This is a genomic window from Flavonifractor hominis (genome assembly GCF_040095835.1).
In the GTDB taxonomy this organism is placed as follows: Bacteria; Bacillota; Clostridia; order Oscillospirales; family Oscillospiraceae; genus Flavonifractor; species Flavonifractor hominis.
Genome location: NZ_JBBMFT010000004.1, coordinates 315,216 through 334,987, shown reverse-complemented (window position 1 = coordinate 334,987; position 19,772 = coordinate 315,216). Strand labels below are relative to the sequence as shown.

Annotated in this window: 15 protein-coding genes; 3 read left to right on the top strand and 12 right to left on the bottom strand. The window is 61.0% G+C overall.

Annotation, left to right across the window (positions count from 1 at the left end; all coding sequences use genetic code 11):
* Positions 1-374: 374 nt before the first annotated feature.
* The 3 genes from WMO45_RS09185 to WMO45_RS09175 are packed head-to-tail and all read right to left on the bottom strand — an operon-like array spanning position 375 to position 4,098.
* Positions 375-1,466 (bottom strand): GerAB/ArcD/ProY family transporter, encoded by a 1,092-nt coding sequence (locus tag WMO45_RS09185; protein ID WP_349140375.1) that lies wholly within the window; start codon positions 1,464-1,466, stop codon positions 375-377.
* 26 nt (positions 1,467-1,492) lie between these two features.
* Positions 1,493-2,581 (bottom strand): Ger(x)C family spore germination protein, encoded by a 1,089-nt coding sequence (locus WMO45_RS09180; RefSeq protein ID WP_349140373.1) that lies wholly within the window; start codon positions 2,579-2,581, stop codon positions 1,493-1,495.
* The gene (locus tag WMO45_RS09175; RefSeq protein ID WP_349140371.1) at positions 2,578-4,098 is read right to left on the bottom strand and encodes a spore germination protein; all 1,521 of its coding nucleotides are present in this window, start codon (positions 4,096-4,098) and stop codon (positions 2,578-2,580) included. Before WMO45_RS09175 ends, WMO45_RS09180 begins: the two co-directional genes overlap by 4 nt.
* 523 nt (positions 4,099-4,621) lie before the next feature.
* On the opposite strand from WMO45_RS09175, the gene WMO45_RS09170 reads away from it, so the two are divergent.
* The 3 genes from WMO45_RS09170 (at position 4,622) to WMO45_RS09160 (ending at position 7,886) form a co-directional block, all read left to right on the top strand.
* Entirely contained in the window at positions 4,622-6,007 is a 1,386-nt protein-coding gene (locus WMO45_RS09170; RefSeq protein ID WP_349140370.1) for a TrpB-like pyridoxal phosphate-dependent enzyme, read from the top strand.
* An 89-nt stretch (positions 6,008-6,096) separates the two neighbouring features.
* Positions 6,097-6,798: a F420-0--gamma-glutamyl ligase gene (locus WMO45_RS09165; protein WP_349140368.1), complete on the top strand. Its 702-nt coding sequence runs from the start codon at positions 6,097-6,099 to the stop codon at positions 6,796-6,798.
* Positions 6,799-6,947: 149 nt separating this feature from the next.
* The gene (locus WMO45_RS09160; RefSeq protein ID WP_349140367.1) at positions 6,948-7,886 is read left to right on the top strand and encodes a phosphate acyltransferase; all 939 of its coding nucleotides are present in this window, start codon (positions 6,948-6,950) and stop codon (positions 7,884-7,886) included.
* Positions 7,887-7,931: 45 nt separating this feature from the next.
* Here WMO45_RS09160 and WMO45_RS09155 read toward each other — a convergent pair whose 3' ends face one another.
* The 9 genes from WMO45_RS09155 to WMO45_RS09115 form a co-directional block, all read right to left on the bottom strand.
* Complete coding sequence (locus WMO45_RS09155) at positions 7,932-10,577, bottom strand: cation-translocating P-type ATPase (RefSeq protein ID WP_349140366.1); 2,646 nt, start codon at positions 10,575-10,577, stop codon at positions 7,932-7,934.
* 110 nt (positions 10,578-10,687) lie between these two features.
* Positions 10,688-11,386 (bottom strand): response regulator, encoded by a 699-nt coding sequence (locus WMO45_RS09150; protein WP_349140365.1) that lies wholly within the window; start codon positions 11,384-11,386, stop codon positions 10,688-10,690.
* 4 nt (positions 11,387-11,390) lie between these two features.
* A complete protein-coding gene (locus WMO45_RS09145) occupies positions 11,391-11,750 on the bottom strand; it encodes a helix-turn-helix domain-containing protein (RefSeq protein ID WP_349140364.1) in 360 nt (119 codons plus the stop codon).
* Positions 11,751-11,902: 152 nt separating this feature from the next.
* On the bottom strand, positions 11,903-13,138 hold the full coding sequence (locus tag WMO45_RS09140) for a peptidylprolyl isomerase (protein WP_349140363.1): 1,236 nt from the start codon (positions 13,136-13,138) through the stop codon (positions 11,903-11,905).
* Positions 13,139-13,239: 101 nt separating this feature from the next.
* On the bottom strand, positions 13,240-16,755 hold the full coding sequence (gene mfd / locus WMO45_RS09135) for a transcription-repair coupling factor (RefSeq protein WP_349140362.1): 3,516 nt from the start codon (positions 16,753-16,755) through the stop codon (positions 13,240-13,242).
* A complete protein-coding gene (locus WMO45_RS09130; protein ID WP_349140361.1) occupies positions 16,727-17,008 on the bottom strand; it encodes a phosphopantetheine-binding protein in 282 nt (93 codons plus the stop codon). The genes mfd and WMO45_RS09130 overlap by 29 nt, the downstream gene beginning before the upstream one ends.
* Positions 17,008-18,357, bottom strand: a complete 1,350-nt coding sequence (locus WMO45_RS09125) for an AMP-binding protein (protein ID WP_349140360.1) — start codon at positions 18,355-18,357, stop codon at positions 17,008-17,010. Before WMO45_RS09125 ends, WMO45_RS09130 begins: the two co-directional genes overlap by 1 nt.
* The gene (locus WMO45_RS09120; protein WP_349140359.1) at positions 18,354-19,190 is read right to left on the bottom strand and encodes a VanW family protein; all 837 of its coding nucleotides are present in this window, start codon (positions 19,188-19,190) and stop codon (positions 18,354-18,356) included. Before WMO45_RS09120 ends, WMO45_RS09125 begins: the two co-directional genes overlap by 4 nt.
* Positions 19,191-19,309: 119 nt before the next feature.
* Positions 19,310-19,765: a GNAT family N-acetyltransferase gene (locus WMO45_RS09115; RefSeq protein WP_349140358.1), complete on the bottom strand. Its 456-nt coding sequence runs from the start codon at positions 19,763-19,765 to the stop codon at positions 19,310-19,312.
* Positions 19,766-19,772: the final 7 nt, after the last annotated feature.

Sequence of the window (19,772 nt, the reverse complement as noted above, 5' to 3'; positions counted from 1 at the left end):
TTAGCACTTCGTTTTTCGTTTGTCAAGAACTTTTTTCAAGTTTTTTCAGAGCTTTTCGCTCCGAATCGCTTGATTTCTGTCCTTTTCAAACTCGTTCGTATCTTCCGACGCGAACTCATTTAGTTTACCACACGCCCTCGAGTTTGTCAAGCACTTTTTTCTGATTCTTTCGGAAGTCCGTCCAGGTTCTACCTCGGTCTCTTCCTCAATTTCTCAGTTTTCAGTGCCCTCTCGTGAGGCGCTCAGATAGAATACCAGCTTTCCTCCCTTTTGTCAACACCTTTTTTCCGTTTTTCTTCAACTTTTTTTATAGCTCCAGGTATACACAATATATACCCGGTTTCCTCCGCTAGTTTCCCCAAGATATGCTCTCTTTATACCTGACGGCGCAGCCGTTTGGTCAAAAGCGTCAAAGCAGGCAGCAAAAAGCCGAATATCAGATTGCCAGGCAGGATGATCCAACGGGTGATTTTGTCCAGAAGAAATACGTCAGGAAACAGCAGCAGTGCGCCCAGCAATGCCACAATTACAATAACCACGGTTCCCCACCGGCGGCTTGGTCTGGCAAAGGTACTCTTTACCAGCGAGGCGCATGCGCTGGTAAGGAACGCCAGCAGTGCCAGATCAGAGAGCACCCATAGAGAAATAAAGAGAGATTCCACCCTCTGAAAGGTCCCTTCCACACCGATTCCTTTGACCATCATAAAAAAGGGACTGTCCATCCGTATAGTAAGGCCGGGGCCAAAACTGCCCAGGCACACCAGCTGCAGCGCAGTGAGTACCACGCAGAACACTGCGGCCCAGCGCAAAGCATGTCGGCGGTCTCCCGCTCGGGGACGCACATGTTCACTCATAAAGGCGGCAAAGACTGCATATCCCAGCAGCCCCAGTACGGGCACCGCCCCGGAGAGCACGCCGGGCACATCCTCCACCCAGACAGGCAGCACATTTCTGGGCCGGATCTGAAATGCGCCGAAGAACAGGGCGGCCCCCAGCCCAATGGCCAGCGCCAGGTAGAAGATCTCCCCCACCCGGGCTAGAACCCGTACAGGCTTCAAGGTCAGCCAAAGGGTGACCGCCAGCAGCACCACCATAAAGAGCCCCAACGGGGCGTTGCGGTAGCTGGTGGAAAGAAAGCGCAAGGCCACCAGCCTGGTATTGGCACACAGCAGGAAGATCCCCCACAGCAGATAGAGCACGCACAGGGTCTTGCCCACCGGCCGTCCGAACACCTCCACCAACACCCCCGCCAGGCCCACCGGGGGCTTTCCCTCCGCCGGACGCAGCAGGAAAAAAAGCACCCAACACAACCCCAGCAGCACCGGCAGGGCAGCCAGAGAGGTGAGCCAGGCCGCCGTGCCCGCCGCCTCCGCAGTGCGGCCGGGCAGCAGACGGATTGCTGGTGAGAGCAGCGCAGAAAAAAGGAGCGTCAGCACCTGGCGCATGGAAATGTGATCGTCGGACATGGGGCCACTACCTTTCTTGTATCGTCTCAGCGCGCTTCATAGCTGCGCTGCAGGTCCGCCGTGACGGACACCTCCCAGCTCAGCCCATCCAGCGTATCCCGGCCGGTCAGCTGGTCTTTGAGCCAGGGGCGGACCAGCGCCGCCGTGCGCAGCAGGCCCAGATAGTCAGCATCCAGCTGCCAGGCCAGCTCCAGCGCCGCCCGGATACGCTGGCTCTCCCGCTCCTCCAGGGCCTTCTCCAATGCGGCATGGAGGCTCCGCTCTTCCAGATTGGCCTGTCCTTCGGCCAGGTTGGCGTCCACCCGGCATTCCACACGCAGGCCAGTGAGCGTCCCGTTTTCACATACAGGGCGCACCGAGGTGCGGGCGCCCACCACCCGCAAGGCCGCGGTACCGCCATCGGGCAGAGGGAGCTCCACCACGTCGGCGTCCATGCGGCTTTGAAGCAGATTGATGCCCAAGGCAGCCTCCCCCTCGGCCCAGCCGACCAGCTTTCCATCTTTTAAAATGCCATACCCCACGGCGGTCAGGCTGCTGTCGGCCTGAATGGCAGGCGCAAAGGAAGCACCCTGTTCCGTCAGATCAGAGAGGACTTCGTTCACCGTCCGCGGCATGGACCAGGCCAACAGTCCCGCATCCTGGGCCATGGCTTCCAGCCGCCCTGCGGCCGAACCGTCCTGAGCGGCAGCCTCAATGGCCTGCCGGGCAGTGCCGCCCTGCACCAGATAGAGGGCGGTGTCCAGCCGGGTCTCCACGTCCCGCAGCACATAGTCCAGGCACTCTCCCGCCCCCCGGCCGGCCAGTTCCTCCCCCAGCAGCAGCTGGCCTACATGGCCAAAGTAGAGGTAGGAGGACCCCTCGGCCTGCATGGAGAGCACCGCAGCACTGATGGTCCCGGCCTCGCCGGAGACCACCTGAGCTGCCTGGCCATCCCACTGCCCGCTGGAAGCAGTAACGGCTACCCCCTGCTCTCCGTCGCCGTCCACCCCAAGGGTCTGCATGAGCTGCATGTCCTCGATCTCCCGGGCATAGGGCAGCATCCCGGCATACCGCCGGCATCCGCTGGATGAAAGCATCAGCAACCCGGCCAGCAGCAACACACCTGCCCGCCTCATCGCTGATTCCTCCGGTTGCGGGTGCGCAGGGCCGCAGGGCGCTGCTTAACCTGAGGCAGCGGCTCCCGCAGGACGGCGTGCCCCTCCACCTGCTCACCTGCATTGGCGGCAAAGGGGGTCAGATAGGAGACTCCGAAGCTCTCAATCCCCGCCAGATGGACCACCAAAGCGGCCGCGGCCATGATGGTTCCAAACAGTCCCGCCGCACTGGCGCACAGGGCCAGCAGAAAACGCCAGATCCGCAGGGCCCCTGCCAGTTCCTGAGAGGGCATGGTGTACCCGGCGATACCGGCGATGGCCACCACGATCAGCACCGCTGGCGAGACGATTTTGGCCTCTACCGCAGCCGAACCCACCACCAGTCCGCCGATGATGGAGACGGTCTGGCCGATAGACTGGGGCAGGCGCAGTCCAGCCTCCTGCAAAATTTCAAACGCCAGCAGCAGCACAATTACCTCAAACACCGACCGAAACGGCACGTCCTGCTTGGCCGCAATAATGGACAGGGCCAGTCGTGTCGGGATCATCTCCTGATGGAAGGTGACCATGGCGATATAGAGAGCCGGCAGCAGCAGGGTCCCCAGCATACACACGTAGCGCAGCACCGTCAAAACCGTGGCCAGCATCCAACTGCTGGACTTGTCCTGCGGGGCCCGGAGAAAGTCCCCCAGTACCCCCGGGGCCAGATACCCCAGCGGCAATCCGTCGATCAGGATGCCCACCCGTCCCTCAGCCAGACCGGCGCAGAAACGGTCGGAGCGCTCGGTGTACTGGATGAGCGGAAAGGCGGTAGACACGGCGGGGACAATATATTCCTCAATGTTGCCGGTGGCCAGCACGGCATCAATGTCGATGTCCGCCAGCTGGCCGGTCACCCGCTCTACCAGCGCCGGGTCGGTAATGCCCTCTATATATAAAATGTCCACCATGGTCAGCGACTGCCGTCCCACCGTCTGCTCCTGGATGCGCAGATCGGGAGTCTTGAGATGGCGGCGCACAATGCTGGTGTTGGTGCGCACACTCTCCACAAAGGCGTCCCGGGCCCCCTTGAGCACAGTCTCATTGCTGGGTGCGCTGATGGAGCGCTTTTCCTCGGTTCCCACAAAGAAGGACAGCACCCGGGTCTCCCCTGGAAAGAACAGCAGGCACCACCCCGCTACCAGGTCTGCCGCAGCGGTGTCCAAGGTATCCCGCTCGGCGGCCCACAGATTGTACAGTGCTCCATCCCGCATGCGCTCCATGGCCTGGGCCGCGGTAGGTACGCCGGCCAGCGCTTCATCCTGGGCCAGGGGCCGGAGGATATAGTCGCTGATACGCTCCATCTTTACCATGCTGGCCAAATAACACAGGGTAATTTTGTGAGCCGGGTCACCTCCTACCTGCACCGGTCGCTGGACAAAGTCCACGCAGTCCCGGAAGATCTCCTTCAGCCGCTCCAGTGTCAGCGGCCCGTCAAACCGGGGCTTCTTTCTCGGGTGGGGTGCGTCCGCCTCACGTCGACGGCCGAAGATCCCCATATGCCTCGCCTCCCTGCACGGTCGTTTGGCTGTGCCAACTTTTTGTAGTATGTCCCCCTTTTCCCCGGGCAATACCCGCCGCTTTTTTAAATATACCGGCAGCCGGGCCAGGCAAGGCAAAGCAGATTGGGAGAAATCCGTTTTAAAAAGGGGCTTGACAAACGCCGCCGTCCGTCCTATACTGTAGCAAATTAAACAGACAAACCGATGAAAAAGAGGAGTAGTCCGGTATCAAGGCCTCACAGAGAGCTGCGGGTGGTGGGATCGCGGCAGGCGGCGTCCGGGTGAATGGACTTTGGAGGGCACAGCGAAAGGGAAACCGAGTAGCGAGACGGGGACTCCGCCCGTTATCAGGGGAGCGCGTGTTGGTTGGCATGCGAAAGCGAGTGGGCGTATGGTGATTCCATACGTCAATCCGGGTGGCACCGCAGAGGTTTATGGCCTTTGTCCCAGAGATGAATTTGGGACGAGGGCTTTTTTCATGCCCTCTCCCGCAAAACCAGAACAAAAGGAGTGCATGAACATGACCAAGATCCCCCATCGTTTGTATCTCACCGAGGACCAGATGCCTCAGAAATGGTTCAACCTCCGCTCTGCCATGGCCGAGCAGCCCGACCCCATGCTCCATCCCGGCACCCTCCAGCCCCTGTCGGTGGCCGACCTCTCCCCCATTTTCTGTGAGGAGCTGGCAAAGCAGGAGCTGGACGGAGTCACGGAATATGTGGACATTCCGGAACCCATCCAGGAAGTTTACAAGATGTATCGCCCCTCTCCCCTGATCCGGGCCTATGCTCTGGAAAAGGCGCTGGATACCCCGGCGAAGATTTATTATAAATTTGAGGGCAACAACACCTCCGGCTCCCACAAGCTCAACTCCGCCGTAGCCCAGGCCTATTACGCCAAGATGCAGGGCCTCACCGGCGTCACCACCGAAACCGGGGCCGGCCAGTGGGGTACTGCCCTTAGTGAGGCCTGCTCCTATTTCGGACTGACCTGCGATGTATTTATGGTCAAATGCTCTTATGAGCAGAAGCCGTTCCGCAAGGCCGTGATGAGTGTCTTCGACGCCTCCATCACTCCCTCTCCCTCTCCTACCACTGACATTGGGCGAAAGATCCTGGAAGAAAACCCGGGTACCACCGGCAGCCTGGGCTGTGCCATATCTGAGGCGGTGGAGTCCGCTGTGGGCAGCGGCGGTACCAAACGCTATGTGCTGGGCAGCGTGCTCAACCAGGTGCTGCTCCACCAGTCCATTATCGGCCTGGAAAGCAAGCTGGCCATGGAGCAGCTGGGCGAATACCCCGACGTGGTGGTGGGCTGTGCCGGCGGCGGGTCCAACCTGGGCGGTCTCATCGCTCCCTTTATGGCCGACAAGCTCAAGGGCGTGAAACATCCCCGCATCGTGGCGGTGGAGCCCGCCTCCTGCCCCTCTCTCACCCGCGGCAAGTATGCCTATGACTTCTGCGACACCGGCAAGGTCACCCCCCTGGCCCGGATGTACACCCTGGGCTGCGGGTTCATCCCCTCCGCCAACCACGCCGGCGGCCTGCGGTATCACGGCATGAGCCCCATTCTCTCCAAACTCTACCACGATGGATATATGGAGGCGGTGGCCTACGAACAGACCCGTGTCTTTGAGGCGGCTGTGTTCTTTGCCAAGCATGAGACCATCCTTCCCGCCCCCGAGTCGGCCCACGCCATCCGCGGCGCCATTGACGAGGCCCTCAAGTGCAAGGAAAGCGGCGAGGCCAAAACCATCCTCTTCGGTCTGACCGGCACGGGTTACTTCGACATGACCGCCTACGAAAACTACCTCAGCGGCAAAATGACCGACTATGTCCCCACCGATGCCGACCTGCAGAAGGGCTTTGACTCTCTGCCCGATATCCCCCAGAACCAGGGAATCTAACCGGTAACACGCCAAAAAACTTTTTGTTGCACAACGGTCCCCGACTGGCTATAATAATGGGGACTATAACGACAAAGAGGGTTTTTACCATGGAATTCCGCGCCAATGAGGGAAAAAGCGTCACCATAGAGGTAAACGGCAAGACCTATGCCCGCCACGCCATCCACACCCATTTCGTCCAGGTGGGCGAGAATTACGTCGACCTGGTGGAAAAGTACGTCAAGCCCCTGTGGCAGCCCGGCGACCTGCTCTCCTCCAGCGAGAAGATCATCGGCCTGTGTCAGAAGCGGGTGGTGTACAAAAAAGATATGAAGGTGGGCCGGCTGGCCAGGTTCCTGTCCCGGTTCGCCTCCCACTCCACTGCCGGCATCGGGGTGGACAGTCCCTACAAGATGCAGTTCGCCATCAACGAGCGGGGCGCCCTGTTCGTGATCTGGGCCGCCTTCTGTGCCGGTATCGGCAAGCTCTTCGGCAAGCGGGGCGTCTTTTATGAGATGGTGGGCCAGGAGGTGTCCGGTCTGGACGGCTTCTACGACCACGAGTTCAAGGAGTACGGCGAGTTCGGTATCCGCATCCCCGAAAATCCCGGCAAGGTATGCGACGAGATTGAGGCCGCCACCGGCGTGCAGGCCATGATCGTGGACGCCAATGACCTGAACGTGGAGATCCTGGGCAAGGCCTCCTCCATTACTCTGGATGACGAGACCCTGAAGGGCCTCATCCGGGATAATCCCGCCGGCCAGTCCCGGGAGCTGACCCCCTTTATTCTCATCCGGGAAGTCAAGGAATAACCAAAAAGACCCGCCTTACGGCGGGTCTTTTTGTGTCTTTTGTCCTGTGTGCCCTTGTATTCCCCCGGCACATCCGATATAATTGTGGCACAACCCCATCGCCAGAGTGAGGCTCCCAAATTTTTTAGAGAACAGGAGAGGCAACGACCATGGAACTGAAGAATTTCGACAACATCATCAGCCGCGTCCCCAAGCGGTCGGCCCCCCTGCGGGTGGTGCTGGCCGGGTCCGACGGCGAGAACATGCTGCGCGGCCTGTTCCAGGCCCAGTCGGAGGGATTTGTACAGCCTGTGCTGGTAGGCGACCGTGCCCGCACCATGGTCCAGCTGGAGAAGCTGGGCCTGATCAACGAGCCCTACACCATGGTGGAGACCGCCCCCGGCCACGACGTATCCCAGGCCGCCATCGACGTCATCCGCGCCGGCGGAGGAGATATCCTCATGCGGGGCAATGTGACTACCCGCGACTTTCTCATTCCCGTACTCCACCGGGAGAACGAGCTGCGCACCGACCGGCTCATGAGCCACGTCTCCCTGGCCTCCATCCCGGAGTATCCCAAGCTGCTGGCCCTGTCCGACATGACCATTATTGTCAACCCCAATCCCATGCAGAAGCGTGCCATCATCAAAAACACCGCCGACGCCCTCAAAGCCTTTGGCTACGAGCACCCCAAGCTGGCTCTCATGGCTCTGGGGGAATATGTCACCTTCCACATTCCCGACACCATTGAGGCCCAGCGTCTGGTGGCCGAACAGAAGCAGAAACCTTTTGCAGACTGCGATCTGTGGGGTCCCATCTCCTACGACCTCATTATCTCCAAAGAGGCCTGCCGTTTGAAAAACTATGACTGTCCCTGGTCGGGCGGCGGCTTTGACGGCATTATTGCCCAAAATCTTATTGCCGGCAACACCCTGGTGAAGAGCTGGCTCATCCACGCCCACGCCACCACCTGCGGCGCGGTGGTGGGCGCCAGGGTGCCCATCGCCCTCACCTCGCGCTCCGCCCGGGCGGAGGAGAGTTTTTTGTCTCTGGTTTTCTGCGCCGTACTGGATGCCTGGCACAAGCGCCCGGAGAACCAAGGGATCTGACCGGCATACAAAAAAGCAGCCCCGGCCGATGGCCGGGGCTGCTTTTTACTGTCGGATACCAGGGGCACAGGGAACCTTCTTTTGTACAGGTCGAGCCTCCTGGGCCCGACTCACGGCCTTAACCGTCTCGCACACCACCACCGGCATGACCGCCAGGATCAGCACCACGGTCCACTCCGCCGGACTCATGGGTACCGTGTGGAACACTGCCTGCAGCGGCGGCAGGCACAGCACCGCCAGCTGCATGGCAAGGCCGATGAGGAAGGCCCGGTTCATGGCGGGGTTGGTGAACAAGCCGATGTGCAGCAGGGAGGCCCGCTCACTGCGCACATCAAAGGCATGGAAGAGCTGGGACAGCGTAAGGGTGGCAAAGGCCATCGTGTTGGCCGCGGCGTAGGTCTCCCCCGGGTCGGACAGGACATACTCCCCCAGCACATAGGCCGCCAGGGTGAGTACCCCCACCATGATCCCCTGCCAGGCCAGGCGGAACGCAAAGCCGCCGGCGAAGAGGGATGCATGGGCGTCCCGCGGGGGCTGGTTCATGATTCCATCCTCCACCGGCTCCACTCCCAGTGCCAGGGCGGGCAGCGCATCGGTCACCAGGTTGAGCCACAACAGCTGTACAGGTACCAGGGGCATCTGGTGGAAGTGGAGCACAGTAGCCAGGAAGAGGGTGAGCAGCTCACCGATGTTGCAGGAGAGCAGGTAGTGAATGGCCTTTTTGATGTTGGCATAAATCCCCCGCCCCTGTTCCACCGCAGAGACAATGGTCGCAAAATTGTCGTCGGTTAGGATCATATCCGCCGCGCCTTTGGCCACATCGGTGCCAGAAGCCCCCATGGCACAGCCAATATCGGCGGTCTTAAGGGCAGGCGCGTCGTTGACTCCGTCCCCCGTCATAGCCACTATTTTTCCACGGGCCTGCCAGGCCTGGACAATGCGCATCTTGTGTTCCGGCGATACCCGGGCGTAGACAGAGAATTTCTCAATCTCCTCCTCCAGTACGCCCTGGGGCAGAAAATCCAGGTCCTCTCCGGTGATGGCCAGGTCGCCCGGCCGGAAAATCCCCAGCTCCCGGGCAATGGCCACAGCCGTGAGCTTATGGTCGCCGGTGATCATCACCGGACGGATACCGGCGGCAAAGCACTGCCCTACTGCCCGGCGCACCTCGGGCCGGGGCGGGTCCATCATACCGATGAGTCCCACAAAGGTAAGCTCCTGCTCCAAGGTGTGGCTGTTCAGATCCCGCGGGAGAAAGGCCAGGTCTTTATAGGCTACCCCCAGCACCCGCAGGGCCCGCTCAGCCATGGCCTCATTGCGGGCCGCCACCCGATGGGCCTCCCCGGGGGTCAGCCGGCAGCGGCCGGCCAGTACATCAGGCGCTCCCTTGACCATAACCCGGAAGCCCCCTTCCGGCCGCTGGTGGACGGTGGTCATAAGTTTGCGCTCCGAGTCAAAGGGCAGTTCCGCCCGGCGGGGCAGTTCGGCCTCCAGCTGGTGTTTGTCCAGTCCCTCCCGGGCGGCCAGGTAGACCAGCGCCGCCTCCGTGGGATCACCGGTGCACACCGGCTGGCGCCCCTTCCACTCCAGGTTGGCGTCGCTGCACAGCGCGCCGATGGTAATGGCCAGTTCCCGCTGGCCGGAGCGCAGTGCCCACACGTCCACCACGGTCATACAGTTCTGGGTCAGGGTACCCGTCTTGTCTGAACAGATGACCCCTGCACAGCCCAGGGTCTCCACGGCAGGCAGTTTTTTTACGATGGCCCGCCGCCTGGCCATGCGTGCTACCCCCATAGCCAGCACGATGGAGATAACCGCCGGCAATCCCTCCGGAATGGCGGCCACCGCCAGACTTACAGCGGTCAGAAACATCTCCAGCAGGTCCCGCCCCTGAAGCGCCCCCACGCCAAAGAGTACCGCGCAAATGCACAGGCAAACAAAGGAAAGCGTTTTGGAAATTTCGGTCATCTTTTTTTGCAGCGGGGTACTGTTCTCCTCCTGGTCCAGCAGCAGCCCGGCAATACGCCCCACCTCGGTCTCCATGCCCGTGGCAGTCACCACGCACACCGCCCGCCCCCGGGTCACTACAGTGGAAGCGGCCACCATATTCCGCCGGTCGGCCAGCGGGGTGTCCTCCGGCAAGGGAGCCAGTGCCCCCTTGGTCACCGGCAGGGACTCCCCCGTCAGGGCGCTCTCATCGGTCTGGAGAGAGGCCGCCTCCAGAATACGGGCATCCGCCGGTACCAGGTCTCCCGCCTCCAGGCGGATAATGTCTCCCGGCACCAGCTGGTCAGCTGGGACGCGTTGTATCCGCCCATCCCGCACCACCCGTGCCATGGGCGCGGATAAGTCCCTCAGCGCCTCCAGCGCTTTTTCTGCGCTGTCCTCCTGGGAAATGGAGATCACTGCATTTACCGCCACGATTCCTAGGATGATAAGCGCGTCCAGCCAGTCCTCTCCTCCACTGGCCCACAGCGAAAGTCCAGCCGCCACCAGCAGCACCAGGATCATCGGATCCTTTAATTGTCCCAGCAGACGCAGAGGGAGACTCCTGCGTCTGACCTGCTCCAGCCGGTTGGGACCATACCGCTCCAAGCGGGCTGCGGCCTCCGTCCCAGCCAATCCCCGGTCCTTGTCCGTCTCCAGTTCGCTGAGCACCTGTCGCACTGTACAGGCATGCCATACTGCCATAGTCCTCGCTCCTTGACATCCATAATTTTACTTTTCTGGATATCAGTATAGCAAAGCGCCTGTCCATTTTCAGGGGAAACGTGGCGGTGGCAAAAAGAGACCGGGTTCTCCTATTCCAGCGTACGCAGCCATCGGGACAACTGGCGCAGAAACACTTCATTGCTGGGCCGCGTTCCCGCTTCCGCCAGCGGCCCCATCAATGCACGGTAGCCCTCACCGCCCGCTTGGTGCAGCTTTCCCACCATGGCTCGGATGTTTCGTTCCACGCAGGCATAGCTGGTGTTCTGTACGGTCATAGCCGATATGTATCCCTCTTTTAACGCAATGCGTTCCTCCGGGTCCTGGGACAGAACCGCCGCGGCACAGGCCGCAGCTTCCACTCCCAGTCCCGTTGCCCCCAGCTTTCGCAGATACTCTTCTGCTGCCCGTTCCAGCGGGCCCAGACAGAGGGAACGCAGCAATCCTGGCAAGACTTCAAACCGCAATGGTTTCACCAAATAATAGCTGGCTCCCAGAGATAACACATGCCGGATCACGCCGGGCTGACTGATCTGGGAGGTGACCACTACCACAGGCCGGTACGGCTCGCCCCGCAGAAGCCGCAGCAATTCCAGCCCGTCCATCCCAGGCATGATGAGATCCAGCAGTACCGCATCGGGCCGCTGTTGGCGGATCTGTTCCAACCCTTCCCAGCCATCGGCAGCCACCCCGCACAGACTCAGCCCCTCCAGCGTAGGGATCAGGCCTTCCAGCAACGTGCGGGCGGCCGGATCATCCTCCACCGCCAGTACCCGAATTTCCGGTCTCATCGTGCTATTCCTCCTCCGGCTGCATTTGTCGGACTGCCTCGGCCGCCATTTGCAGCATATGTGCCGCCATTGCCCGGTCCAGTGGGGTCAGCTCACGCAGGAAACGCTCCAAACGATCCAGAGTGGGGTCTTCCGGCAGAGTACCATAAGCCAAATACTCCAGCCCTACATGAAAGATCTGGCTGAGCTCCACAAAGATGGACATGGACATACATTTTTTGCCCTGTTCAATCTCACTGACATATTGCGTGGAGATCCCAAGCCGCTCCGCCAGCTGCTCCCGGCTCATGCCCAACCCGGTCCGGCAGCGCCACACCCGCAGCCCCACTTCCTTTTGCAGCGTCTTTTTCTCCTGCTCTCTCATTGCATCAGCCCCACTTGAAAACTATAGATATAGGTTGACACAACTTTTGATATTTAAAATCAATTATAGTTTCATTTTATTAAACTATAATTAAATGAAATGAAAAACGCCCGCCCCTATTGGGGCGGGCGTTTTTACGGGTTATAACAGAGTTATTCCCCTTCCGCAGCGGGGGTGGCGGAAGGTTCGGTGCTGGGCTCAGTGCTGGGTGCGGCGCTCTCCTCCGCAGCGGGAGTGGCCGTGGCCTGGGCGGCCTCCTCTTCGGCGGCACGCTCCTCCTGCCACTGTTCAATGAGGGCCATCATGTTGTCATAAAACGCTTTGGGGTCCAGCTGCTCATAGGCATCGGTGGTCTTGACCTCGGCCTCGGCCACCCACTGCTCATTGAGCTTGCTCATGGCGTAGTCGGGGTAGACCTCCCGCAGGTCCTCATCATCGGCATCCAGGCGCATGATGATATGGTAGCCAAAGGTGCTCTCGATGGGATCGCTGATCTCTCCCACCGCCAGGGCCATGGCGCCATCTTCGAACTCAGACACCATCTGGCCGGGATAGGACAGATAGCCGTCGGGATAGTACAGGTCTCCATTCTCATCCCGGCTGTCATCGCTGCGCTCATTCATGATCTTGTCAAACTCCGCAGCCGGATCAGCTGCGGCGCGGATCTGAGCTATCAGCTGGTCGGCCTCAGCCTTGACTTCCGCCTTCTGCGCATCTGTGACATCACTGCCGTCCTCATTGGTGGGGAACGCCAGCAGAATATGTTTGGCCCGATAGTAGCCCTGCTCCTCAATAAAGGCGTCCATCTTGGCATCGTCGGGAGCCAGCTCGCCGTCCGCCTCCAGTTTTTCCTGCAGATCGGCAGCCAGATAGGAGGTCTCGTTGAGCTTGCGGAAGCCGGCCTCGGAAATACACTGCTGATCCAGGTACTCCTGCAGCGTCATGCCATAGTACATTTCCATCTGCTCGCCCAGAGCGGCAATCTGCTCATCTGCGTCGGCCTCATCCTCTTCCGTAATGGAGAAGCCTGCCTCCCGAGCGTGGTTGGCCACGGTGGTATAGAGAATGCTGGTGTTCATGGCGTCCTGCTTGAGATACTCGGCCGTAGCAGTCCCGTCAATCTCTTCCTCCCAAGCGGTGTCGTCGCTCAGATAGCCGTCCTGCTTGGCGGTAGAAATGCTGCTCAGCAGCCAGAACAGATACTCATCGGCCGTAACGTCCGTACCGTCCACCGAGAAAAGCACCGTATCGCGGGTAATACCGGCAGCCTGATAGGCCACATCATCGGGGGCCGGGGTAGACTGGGGCTCCTGCGTGCCGCAACCGGCCAGAGCACCCACAAGCAGGGCACCGGACAAACCGGCGCACAGCAGCTTCTTCAACTTCATTCTCACATGTCCTCCTTCTGGTTCTCTCAAAGGGATTCCGTTCTAGTGTACACCTTTTTACTGCTACAGGCAATGAAAATACACATATATTTATTGAAAATTTATATTTGTGTCGTCTCTTCGGGGGCGGTCTTTGCATAATCCTCCACCAGCTTGCGGCCAAATTTCAGGCCATCCTCGCCTTTTTTCAGCCGCAGAGAGAGGTAGGGTTTCTCTCCCGCGGAGAAGAGCAGGCGGGAACGGTATTTATCCATGCCGCACAGCGCGGATACCCGCTGGAGATCAAAGCTGTCCAGATAGAAGTTCAGATTCATCCCCTTCTGATCGATCTGGGAGATGCCATTCCGGGCTGCATCCGCCCGAAGCAGGGCCACCGAAATGAGGTTGTTTACTGTCCGGGGCGGGTCGCCGTACCGGTCGATGAGCTCATCCATCACGTCGTCGGCATCGACCTCAGACCGGATGGCCGCAATGCGGCGATACAAGTCCATCCGCTGCTCAGGAGAGGGCACATAGCGGTCGGGAATGGAGGCGGCCACAGTCAGGTCCGCAGCGCACTCGGTGGGGCGCTGGGGCTTTTCCCCGCGCTCTTCCAGCACCGCCTCCTCCAGCAGCTTGAGGTACATATCGTAGCCCACGCTGAGCAAGAAGCCGCTCTGCTCGGGTCCCAGCACGTTGCCGGCGCCCCGGATCTCCAGGTCGCGCATGGCGATCTTGAAGCCGGAGCCAAATTCCGCAAACTCCCGGATAGCCCCCAGGCGCTTGGAGGCCACCTCGGTCAGCACCTTCCCCCGGCGGTAGGTCAGGTAGGCGTAGGCTCGGCGGGTAGACCGGCCCACCCGGCCCCGGATCTGGTGGAGCTGGGCCAGCCCCATCTTGTCCGCGTCTTCGATAATGAGGGTATTGGCGTTTGCAATATCGATACCGGTCTCGATAATGGTCGTACACACCAGTACGTCCACCTCGCCGTCACTCATGCGGGTCATGACCTCATTGAGCTCCTCCTGGCTCATCTTGCCGTGGGCTACCGCCACCTCCACGTCCTCCCCCAGCATCTCCTTGATCCGGGACGCAGTGCGGGTAATGGTCTCCACCCGGTTGTGGAGGTAATAGACCTGGCCGCCGCGCTCCAGCTCCCGGCGCATGGCGTCGGAGAGCACGCCCCAGTCGTGCTCCAGCACATAGGTCTGCACCGGCTGCCGGTCCAGGGGTGGTTCCTCCAAGGTGGACATATCCCGGATACCGCTGAGGGCCATGTTCAGGGTGCGGGGAATGGGGGTGGCGGACAGGGTGAGCACGTCCACCTGGCGGGAGAGCTCCTTGAGCTTCTCCTTGTGCTGGACGCCGAAACGCTGCTCCTCATCAATGACCAGCAGACCCAAATCCTTGAACTTTACGTCCTTTTGGAACAACCGGTGGGTACCGATCAAAAGGTCAATGCCCCCCTGCTCCAACCGGCGCAGGGTGTCCTTCATCTGAGCGGGGGTACGGAAACGGCTGACCACGTCAATCTCCACCGGATACTTGGCAAAGCGCTGCTTGGCGGACAGATAGTGCTGCCGGGCCAAAACGGTGGTTGGCACCAGGATGGCGGCCTGCTTGCCGTCCAGCACACATTTCATAATCGCCCGGAAGGCTACCTCAGTCTTGCCGTAGCCCACATCGCCGCACAGCAGCCGGTCCATGGGCCGGGGCTGTTCCATATCCTGCTTGATCTCGGCGATGCAGCGCAGTTGGTCGTCGGTCTCGGCGTACTCGAATTCGTCCTCGAACTCCTTCATCCAGGGCGAGTCGGGAGAAAAGGCAAAGCCAGGCTGCCGCTGCCGCTGGGCATAGAGCTGAATAAGCCCCTTGGCCAAATCCTTGACCGCCTTCTTAGCCCGGGTCTTGGCCTTCTCCCAGTCGGTCCCTCCCAATCTGGAGAGCTTTTTGGTCTCCTGGGCATCCTCCCCGGAGCCGATATACTTGCTCACCAGGTCCAGTTGGGTTGCTGGGACATAGAGCACATCGCTACCAGCATAGGCGATCTTGACGAAGTCCTTCTCCACTCCGTCCACCGTCATCTTGGTCATCTCCACAAAGCGTCCCACCCCGTGGTGCTCATGGACCACCAGGTCACCGGGGGACAGGTCGGCGTAGGAGCCCAACTTCTGCCGGTTGGTCACCGGCTTGCTGCGGCGCTTTTTCCCCAGCAGGGACTGCCCCTCGGTGAGCACCGCCAGCCGCCCCACCGGGTACTCCATCCCGGCGGAAATGCCTCCTACGGCGATGACCGCCTTACCATAATCCGGCAGGTCGTGGAGCTGGAAGTCCACGGCGGTGGTCATTTTCTGCTCCCGCAGAAGACTTTGCAGATTCAGGGCCCGCTGTTCACTGCTTACCAGTACCACGGTACGGAATCCCTCGGAGATATAGTGGGCCAGATCGGACACGGCAGTCTCCAGGCTGGCGCCATAGGAGGGCAGCTGCTTGGCCAGCAGGTTGAGCACTGTCCGGGGACGCAGGGGATACTGGGACGCGGTAAAGGCATCCAGGAAGCACACCGGCCACTGCTCCAGCACCTGCCACAGTTCTTCGGGCGTGCGGGCAAAGTCAGCCAGTTCCCCGGCCAACTCTCCCCGCTCCATCAACGCCTTGGCGTCTTCCCCCAACTGCCAGAGGTAGTTTTTCCCCCGCTCGGCCACTCTGGGGCTCTCACTGAAGAGCACCAGCGCATCCTCCGGGAAATAGTCGGCCGCGGTAGCCATCTGGGGATAGATGAGGGCCAGATATCGGTCCATGGCCGGAAAGGACATCTCCTCCGCCAGCCGCTGCCGGTCTTCCTCTAGGGTGGCCGCCAGCGTTTCCCCTCCCTTGCGGCGCCGAGTCCGGGCAATGAGGGCGTCCAGCTTCTCCAGCAGGCCGCCATATCCCCCGGGGGCCAGCTGAGGAAGCACCTCTGCAGCGGGCAGGATCTCCACCATGCCAATGTTCTCCACCCGCCGCTGGCTGTCCGGATCGAACAGCCCCATGGAGTCTACCTCATCTCCAAAAAACTCCAGCCGCACCGGCTTGAGGTGGGCGGGAGAAAACAGATCCAGAATGCCTCCCCTTAGGGCAAACTGCCCCACCCCCTCCACCTGCTCACAACGGGTATAGCCCGCAGCGGTAAGGGTGTCGGCCAATTCGTTGAGGTCGTGGCTCTCCCCCATACGGATCACCTGGGAGGCCTGGGTCAGCAGGGTCTTGGGCATGGTGCGCTGGAGAACGGCCTCCACCGTGCACACCAGCAGCGGGCACTCCCCCGCCGCCAGAGCCCGCAGAACCGAAAGCCGCCGGTGCTCATACTGCCGGGACACCACAGCGGCGTTGTGGAAGGTGAACTCCCGGGCAGACAGCTCGGCCACCTTCTCGCCCGACAGGGCGGCCAGGTCCTTGGCCATTCGCTGGGCCTCTCCCTCGTCGGCACACACCACCACCACCGGCCGCTCCAGCTGTTGATGGAGACCCGCGGCAAAGTGGGCCCGGTGGACCGCCGACAGGCCGGAAAACGCCACGGGACAGGCGCCGTTGTCGATGGCCGCCGTCAGGGCCTGATATTCAGGAATGTCATTGAGGGCGGAGAGCAGTTGTTTCATGGTTCACCTCATCTGGTCCAGTCTCAGTCGCTTTGGCCACCAGGGCCAGGATATCTTCTACTGTGCGGAAACACTCCCGCGGAACCTGGGTGGGATAGAGGATCACTCCCAGATCTTCCAGGCCCTCCAGCAGCTCAATCATGGCTAAGGAGTCCAGCAGGCCCTCTTCCAGCAGATCGGTTCCGGGCCGGAGCACCGCTTCGGTGCCGCAGGCCTGTACCAGCAGGCTCCGGACGGATTCCTCCAGATCCATTATTGTATCATCTCCTCCAGACGTTTCCGGTCGCATTTTCCGTTGTGGGTTAGGGGAATGTGCTTCACCGCCGCCCACTGGGCGGGGATCTTGCAGGGGGGCAGCCGCCGTTCCAGCGCCTGCTTCAGCTGTTGGAGGGACCCGCTCCCCTCCACTACGGCAGTCAAACCGCGCACTGTCCCGGCGCCGTCCCGCCTGGGGAGCACCACCGCCCGCTCCACCCCGGGCATTGACTCCAGGGTCTCCTCGATCTCAGCAAGCTCAATGCGGTACCCCTTATACTTGATCTGCTGGTCCTTCCGGCCTGCCCAGTACAAAAAGCCGTCTTCCACATACCCCAGATCACCGGTGGCGTAGCGCCCTTTAAAGGCAGGAGCCACGCTCTCTCCGGCCAGCACGATCTCTCCCCGCTCCAGGCACACCGATACCGCTCCCTCTCCCACCCGGCCAATGGGTAAGGTCTGGGCGCACATCTCCCGGGAAATGGGGACTGCGGTGACGGCGCAGGTGGCCTCGGTGGGTCCGTAGGCATTGAGCAGGGTACAGCCAGGAAAGCGGTCCAGCAACCGTCGGGCGGCAGCGGGCGGCAGTACCTCTCCGCAGGAAAACACCGTGCGCAGCCCCGGCACTCTGGCAGGCGAAAAACCGGGCTCCGCCAGGCACAGCCGCAAAAAGGTGGGAGTCGCCACCAGCAGAGTCGCCCCACTGCGCTCCAACCGGCGGAAGAGGGCGGGATAGTCTCCCTTCTCCGCCTCTGTCAGAACAGTATGGGTCCCCCCCTGGAACAGACTCAGGTAAAGGTCGGCCACCGACAGGTCGAAGGACCAGGCCGCCTGCCCCACCGCTGTTCCCCGGGCACTCTCTCCCAGACCGGGCAGCGTAAGGGCCCAGCGGAGAAAAGACTCCAGATTGTTCCGGCTGATCCCCACCGGCTTGGGCGCGCCGGTGGTGCCGGAGGTAAAGAGGCAATAGGCCAGCCCCGCCCCGTCCTCTGCCGGCGGAACACTTAGCCCGGAGGAAAAGCCCTCCAAGGCCTCTTCCTCCTCCAGCCACCGGGCGTTCAGTCCCGCCGCCAGCTCCCGCTGCCGCTCCGGCGGCAGGGCGGGGTCCAGCGGCAGATAGGGCCGTCCCGCAATCAGGCAGGCCAGGAAGGCCACAGGAACCCACACCCGGTCCGGGGTTCCCGATAGGGCCACCGGTCCCTCCCCCGCCGCCCGCAAACGGGCGGCCAGGCCCTGGGCCATGGGCCACAGGTCTTTCCACAGGATCTGCTCCTCGCCTGCCGTCAAGGCAGGCCGGTCTCCCAGGGTCAGGCTGTTGGCCCGCACCCGCTCCAGCAAACCGGTCATGGCTCCCCCTCCCGCAGCTGCTCCGGCGGAATGAGCGCCGGGTCAAAGAGCACCTTGGAGTGGTTGTCCAGCAGCAGCTGTTTTTCCACCAGTTTTCCGGTAGCGGCATCCAGACTCAGGCGGTATACCCGGCTCACCCGGTAATAGTCCGCCCCCTCCTTCACGTAATGACTGTCCTCTTCCCGCAGGCGGTAGCGCAGAGGGAAGGGTGCCTCACTGCGCAGCTCTCCGCACAGGTCGTCCTCCTCCAGCCACAGCCGCAGCTGTACCGTCTGCTCGGTATGATTACAAAAGCGGTAATCGATATGGGGATAAAAGATGGAGGTTCCGGTACCAAAGGGAACCCGCCGCCGGTCGTCGGGAAACAGGGCGTCGGAGTGGTGGTGAAGTTCGCTCACCGTCAGGGGGCTGTGAAGCACCAGGTAGTGGATCAGGTTTGCGGCCTGGCACAGCCCACCCCCTATACCCTGGCCCAACCGGCCGCTGGCAATGGTGAGCCCGGGACCAAACCCCCGGCGGGCGGTGGGGTTTCCCACCAGGGCCCAGAAGGAGAAGCTCTCCCCCGGCCGGATCAGAATCCCGTCAATGCACCCGGCGGCCAGCGCCAGATTGACCCGTTTGCTCTGCTGGAGCGCCAGGTCCACACCCGCCAACCGCCGCAGTACCGGGGAACGGTGGCTTTTCACAATTACAGGGAGTGACTGTACCTGCCGCTGTTCGGCCGCCCGAAACCCCTCACGGCGGTCCCGCCACTGTTTGCGGACCCCCTCTTTCCACAGGGAGATACGGTAGCAAACCGGCCCCAACTGGTAAAATTGTATGCGTCTGGCCAAGGTACATCCCTCCCGTCTCGTACAAGCAAAAGAAAGCGGGCAAGCACGCCCGCTTTCTATATCCTATCGACCACACGCTTAAAAAGCAAGTTACGATTTGGCAACAGCCGCCCACGGGTTCAGAGCCGGCGCATCATGCGCCGCTCCCGATAGGTGGTTCCGTCAAAGGTATACTGAATCTCTCCCACGGTTCGAAAGCCCAGCTTTTCGTACATCTGATAGGCCGCTGTATTTTCCAGCTCCACATGAAGATAGAGCTCCTCTACCTTTCTCTCTTCTTTCATAAACTCCAGAAAGCGGAGCACCGCCTCTTTGCCCAGCCCCTGTCCCTGGTACTGTGCGCCGATCATAAACCGGCTCATGCACCAGCCCGGAATTTCGGGGTCATAATCAAACAGGACAAAGCCCACCATCGTGTCATCGGAATAGATGGCCCGGGTGTACAGACCCTCTTCAAACCGGGCCTCCACCAAAGAGCGGGCATTGTCCGCCACAAAGCCGGTCTGGTCCTCTCTTACCTTCAGACAGATGCAGTCTATATAATTGCTTTGATCAATTTTACGAAAAGTAATCATACTTTCC

What these genes read in the sequence shown, in the direction of transcription:
- WMO45_RS09170 (WP_349140370.1), top strand. Translation starts at nt 4,622, where the DNA reads ATGACCAAGATCCCCCATCGTTTGTATCTCACCGAGGACCAGATGCCT.
- WMO45_RS09165 (WP_349140368.1), top strand. Translation starts at nt 6,097, where the DNA reads ATGGAATTCCGCGCCAATGAGGGAAAAAGCGTCACCATAGAGGTAAAC.
- WMO45_RS09155 (WP_349140366.1), bottom strand. Translation starts at nt 10,577, where the DNA reads ATGGCAGTATGGCATGCCTGTACAGTGCGACAGGTGCTCAGCGAACTG.
- WMO45_RS09115 (WP_349140358.1), bottom strand. Translation starts at nt 19,765, where the DNA reads ATGATTACTTTTCGTAAAATTGATCAAAGCAATTATATAGACTGCATC.
- WMO45_RS09175 (WP_349140371.1), bottom strand. Translation starts at nt 4,098, where the DNA reads ATGGGGATCTTCGGCCGTCGACGTGAGGCGGACGCACCCCACCCGAGA.
- WMO45_RS09160 (WP_349140367.1), top strand. Translation starts at nt 6,948, where the DNA reads ATGGAACTGAAGAATTTCGACAACATCATCAGCCGCGTCCCCAAGCGG.
- mfd (WP_349140362.1), bottom strand. Translation starts at nt 16,755, where the DNA reads ATGAAACAACTGCTCTCCGCCCTCAATGACATTCCTGAATATCAGGCC.
- WMO45_RS09140 (WP_349140363.1), bottom strand. Translation starts at nt 13,138, where the DNA reads ATGAAGTTGAAGAAGCTGCTGTGCGCCGGTTTGTCCGGTGCCCTGCTT.
- WMO45_RS09150 (WP_349140365.1), bottom strand. Translation starts at nt 11,386, where the DNA reads ATGAGACCGGAAATTCGGGTACTGGCGGTGGAGGATGATCCGGCCGCC.
- WMO45_RS09145 (WP_349140364.1), bottom strand. Translation starts at nt 11,750, where the DNA reads ATGAGAGAGCAGGAGAAAAAGACGCTGCAAAAGGAAGTGGGGCTGCGG.
- WMO45_RS09125 (WP_349140360.1), bottom strand. Translation starts at nt 18,357, where the DNA reads ATGACCGGTTTGCTGGAGCGGGTGCGGGCCAACAGCCTGACCCTGGGA.
- WMO45_RS09180 (WP_349140373.1), bottom strand. Translation starts at nt 2,581, where the DNA reads ATGAGGCGGGCAGGTGTGTTGCTGCTGGCCGGGTTGCTGATGCTTTCA.
- WMO45_RS09130 (WP_349140361.1), bottom strand. Translation starts at nt 17,008, where the DNA reads ATGGATCTGGAGGAATCCGTCCGGAGCCTGCTGGTACAGGCCTGCGGC.
- WMO45_RS09185 (WP_349140375.1), bottom strand. Translation starts at nt 1,466, where the DNA reads ATGTCCGACGATCACATTTCCATGCGCCAGGTGCTGACGCTCCTTTTT.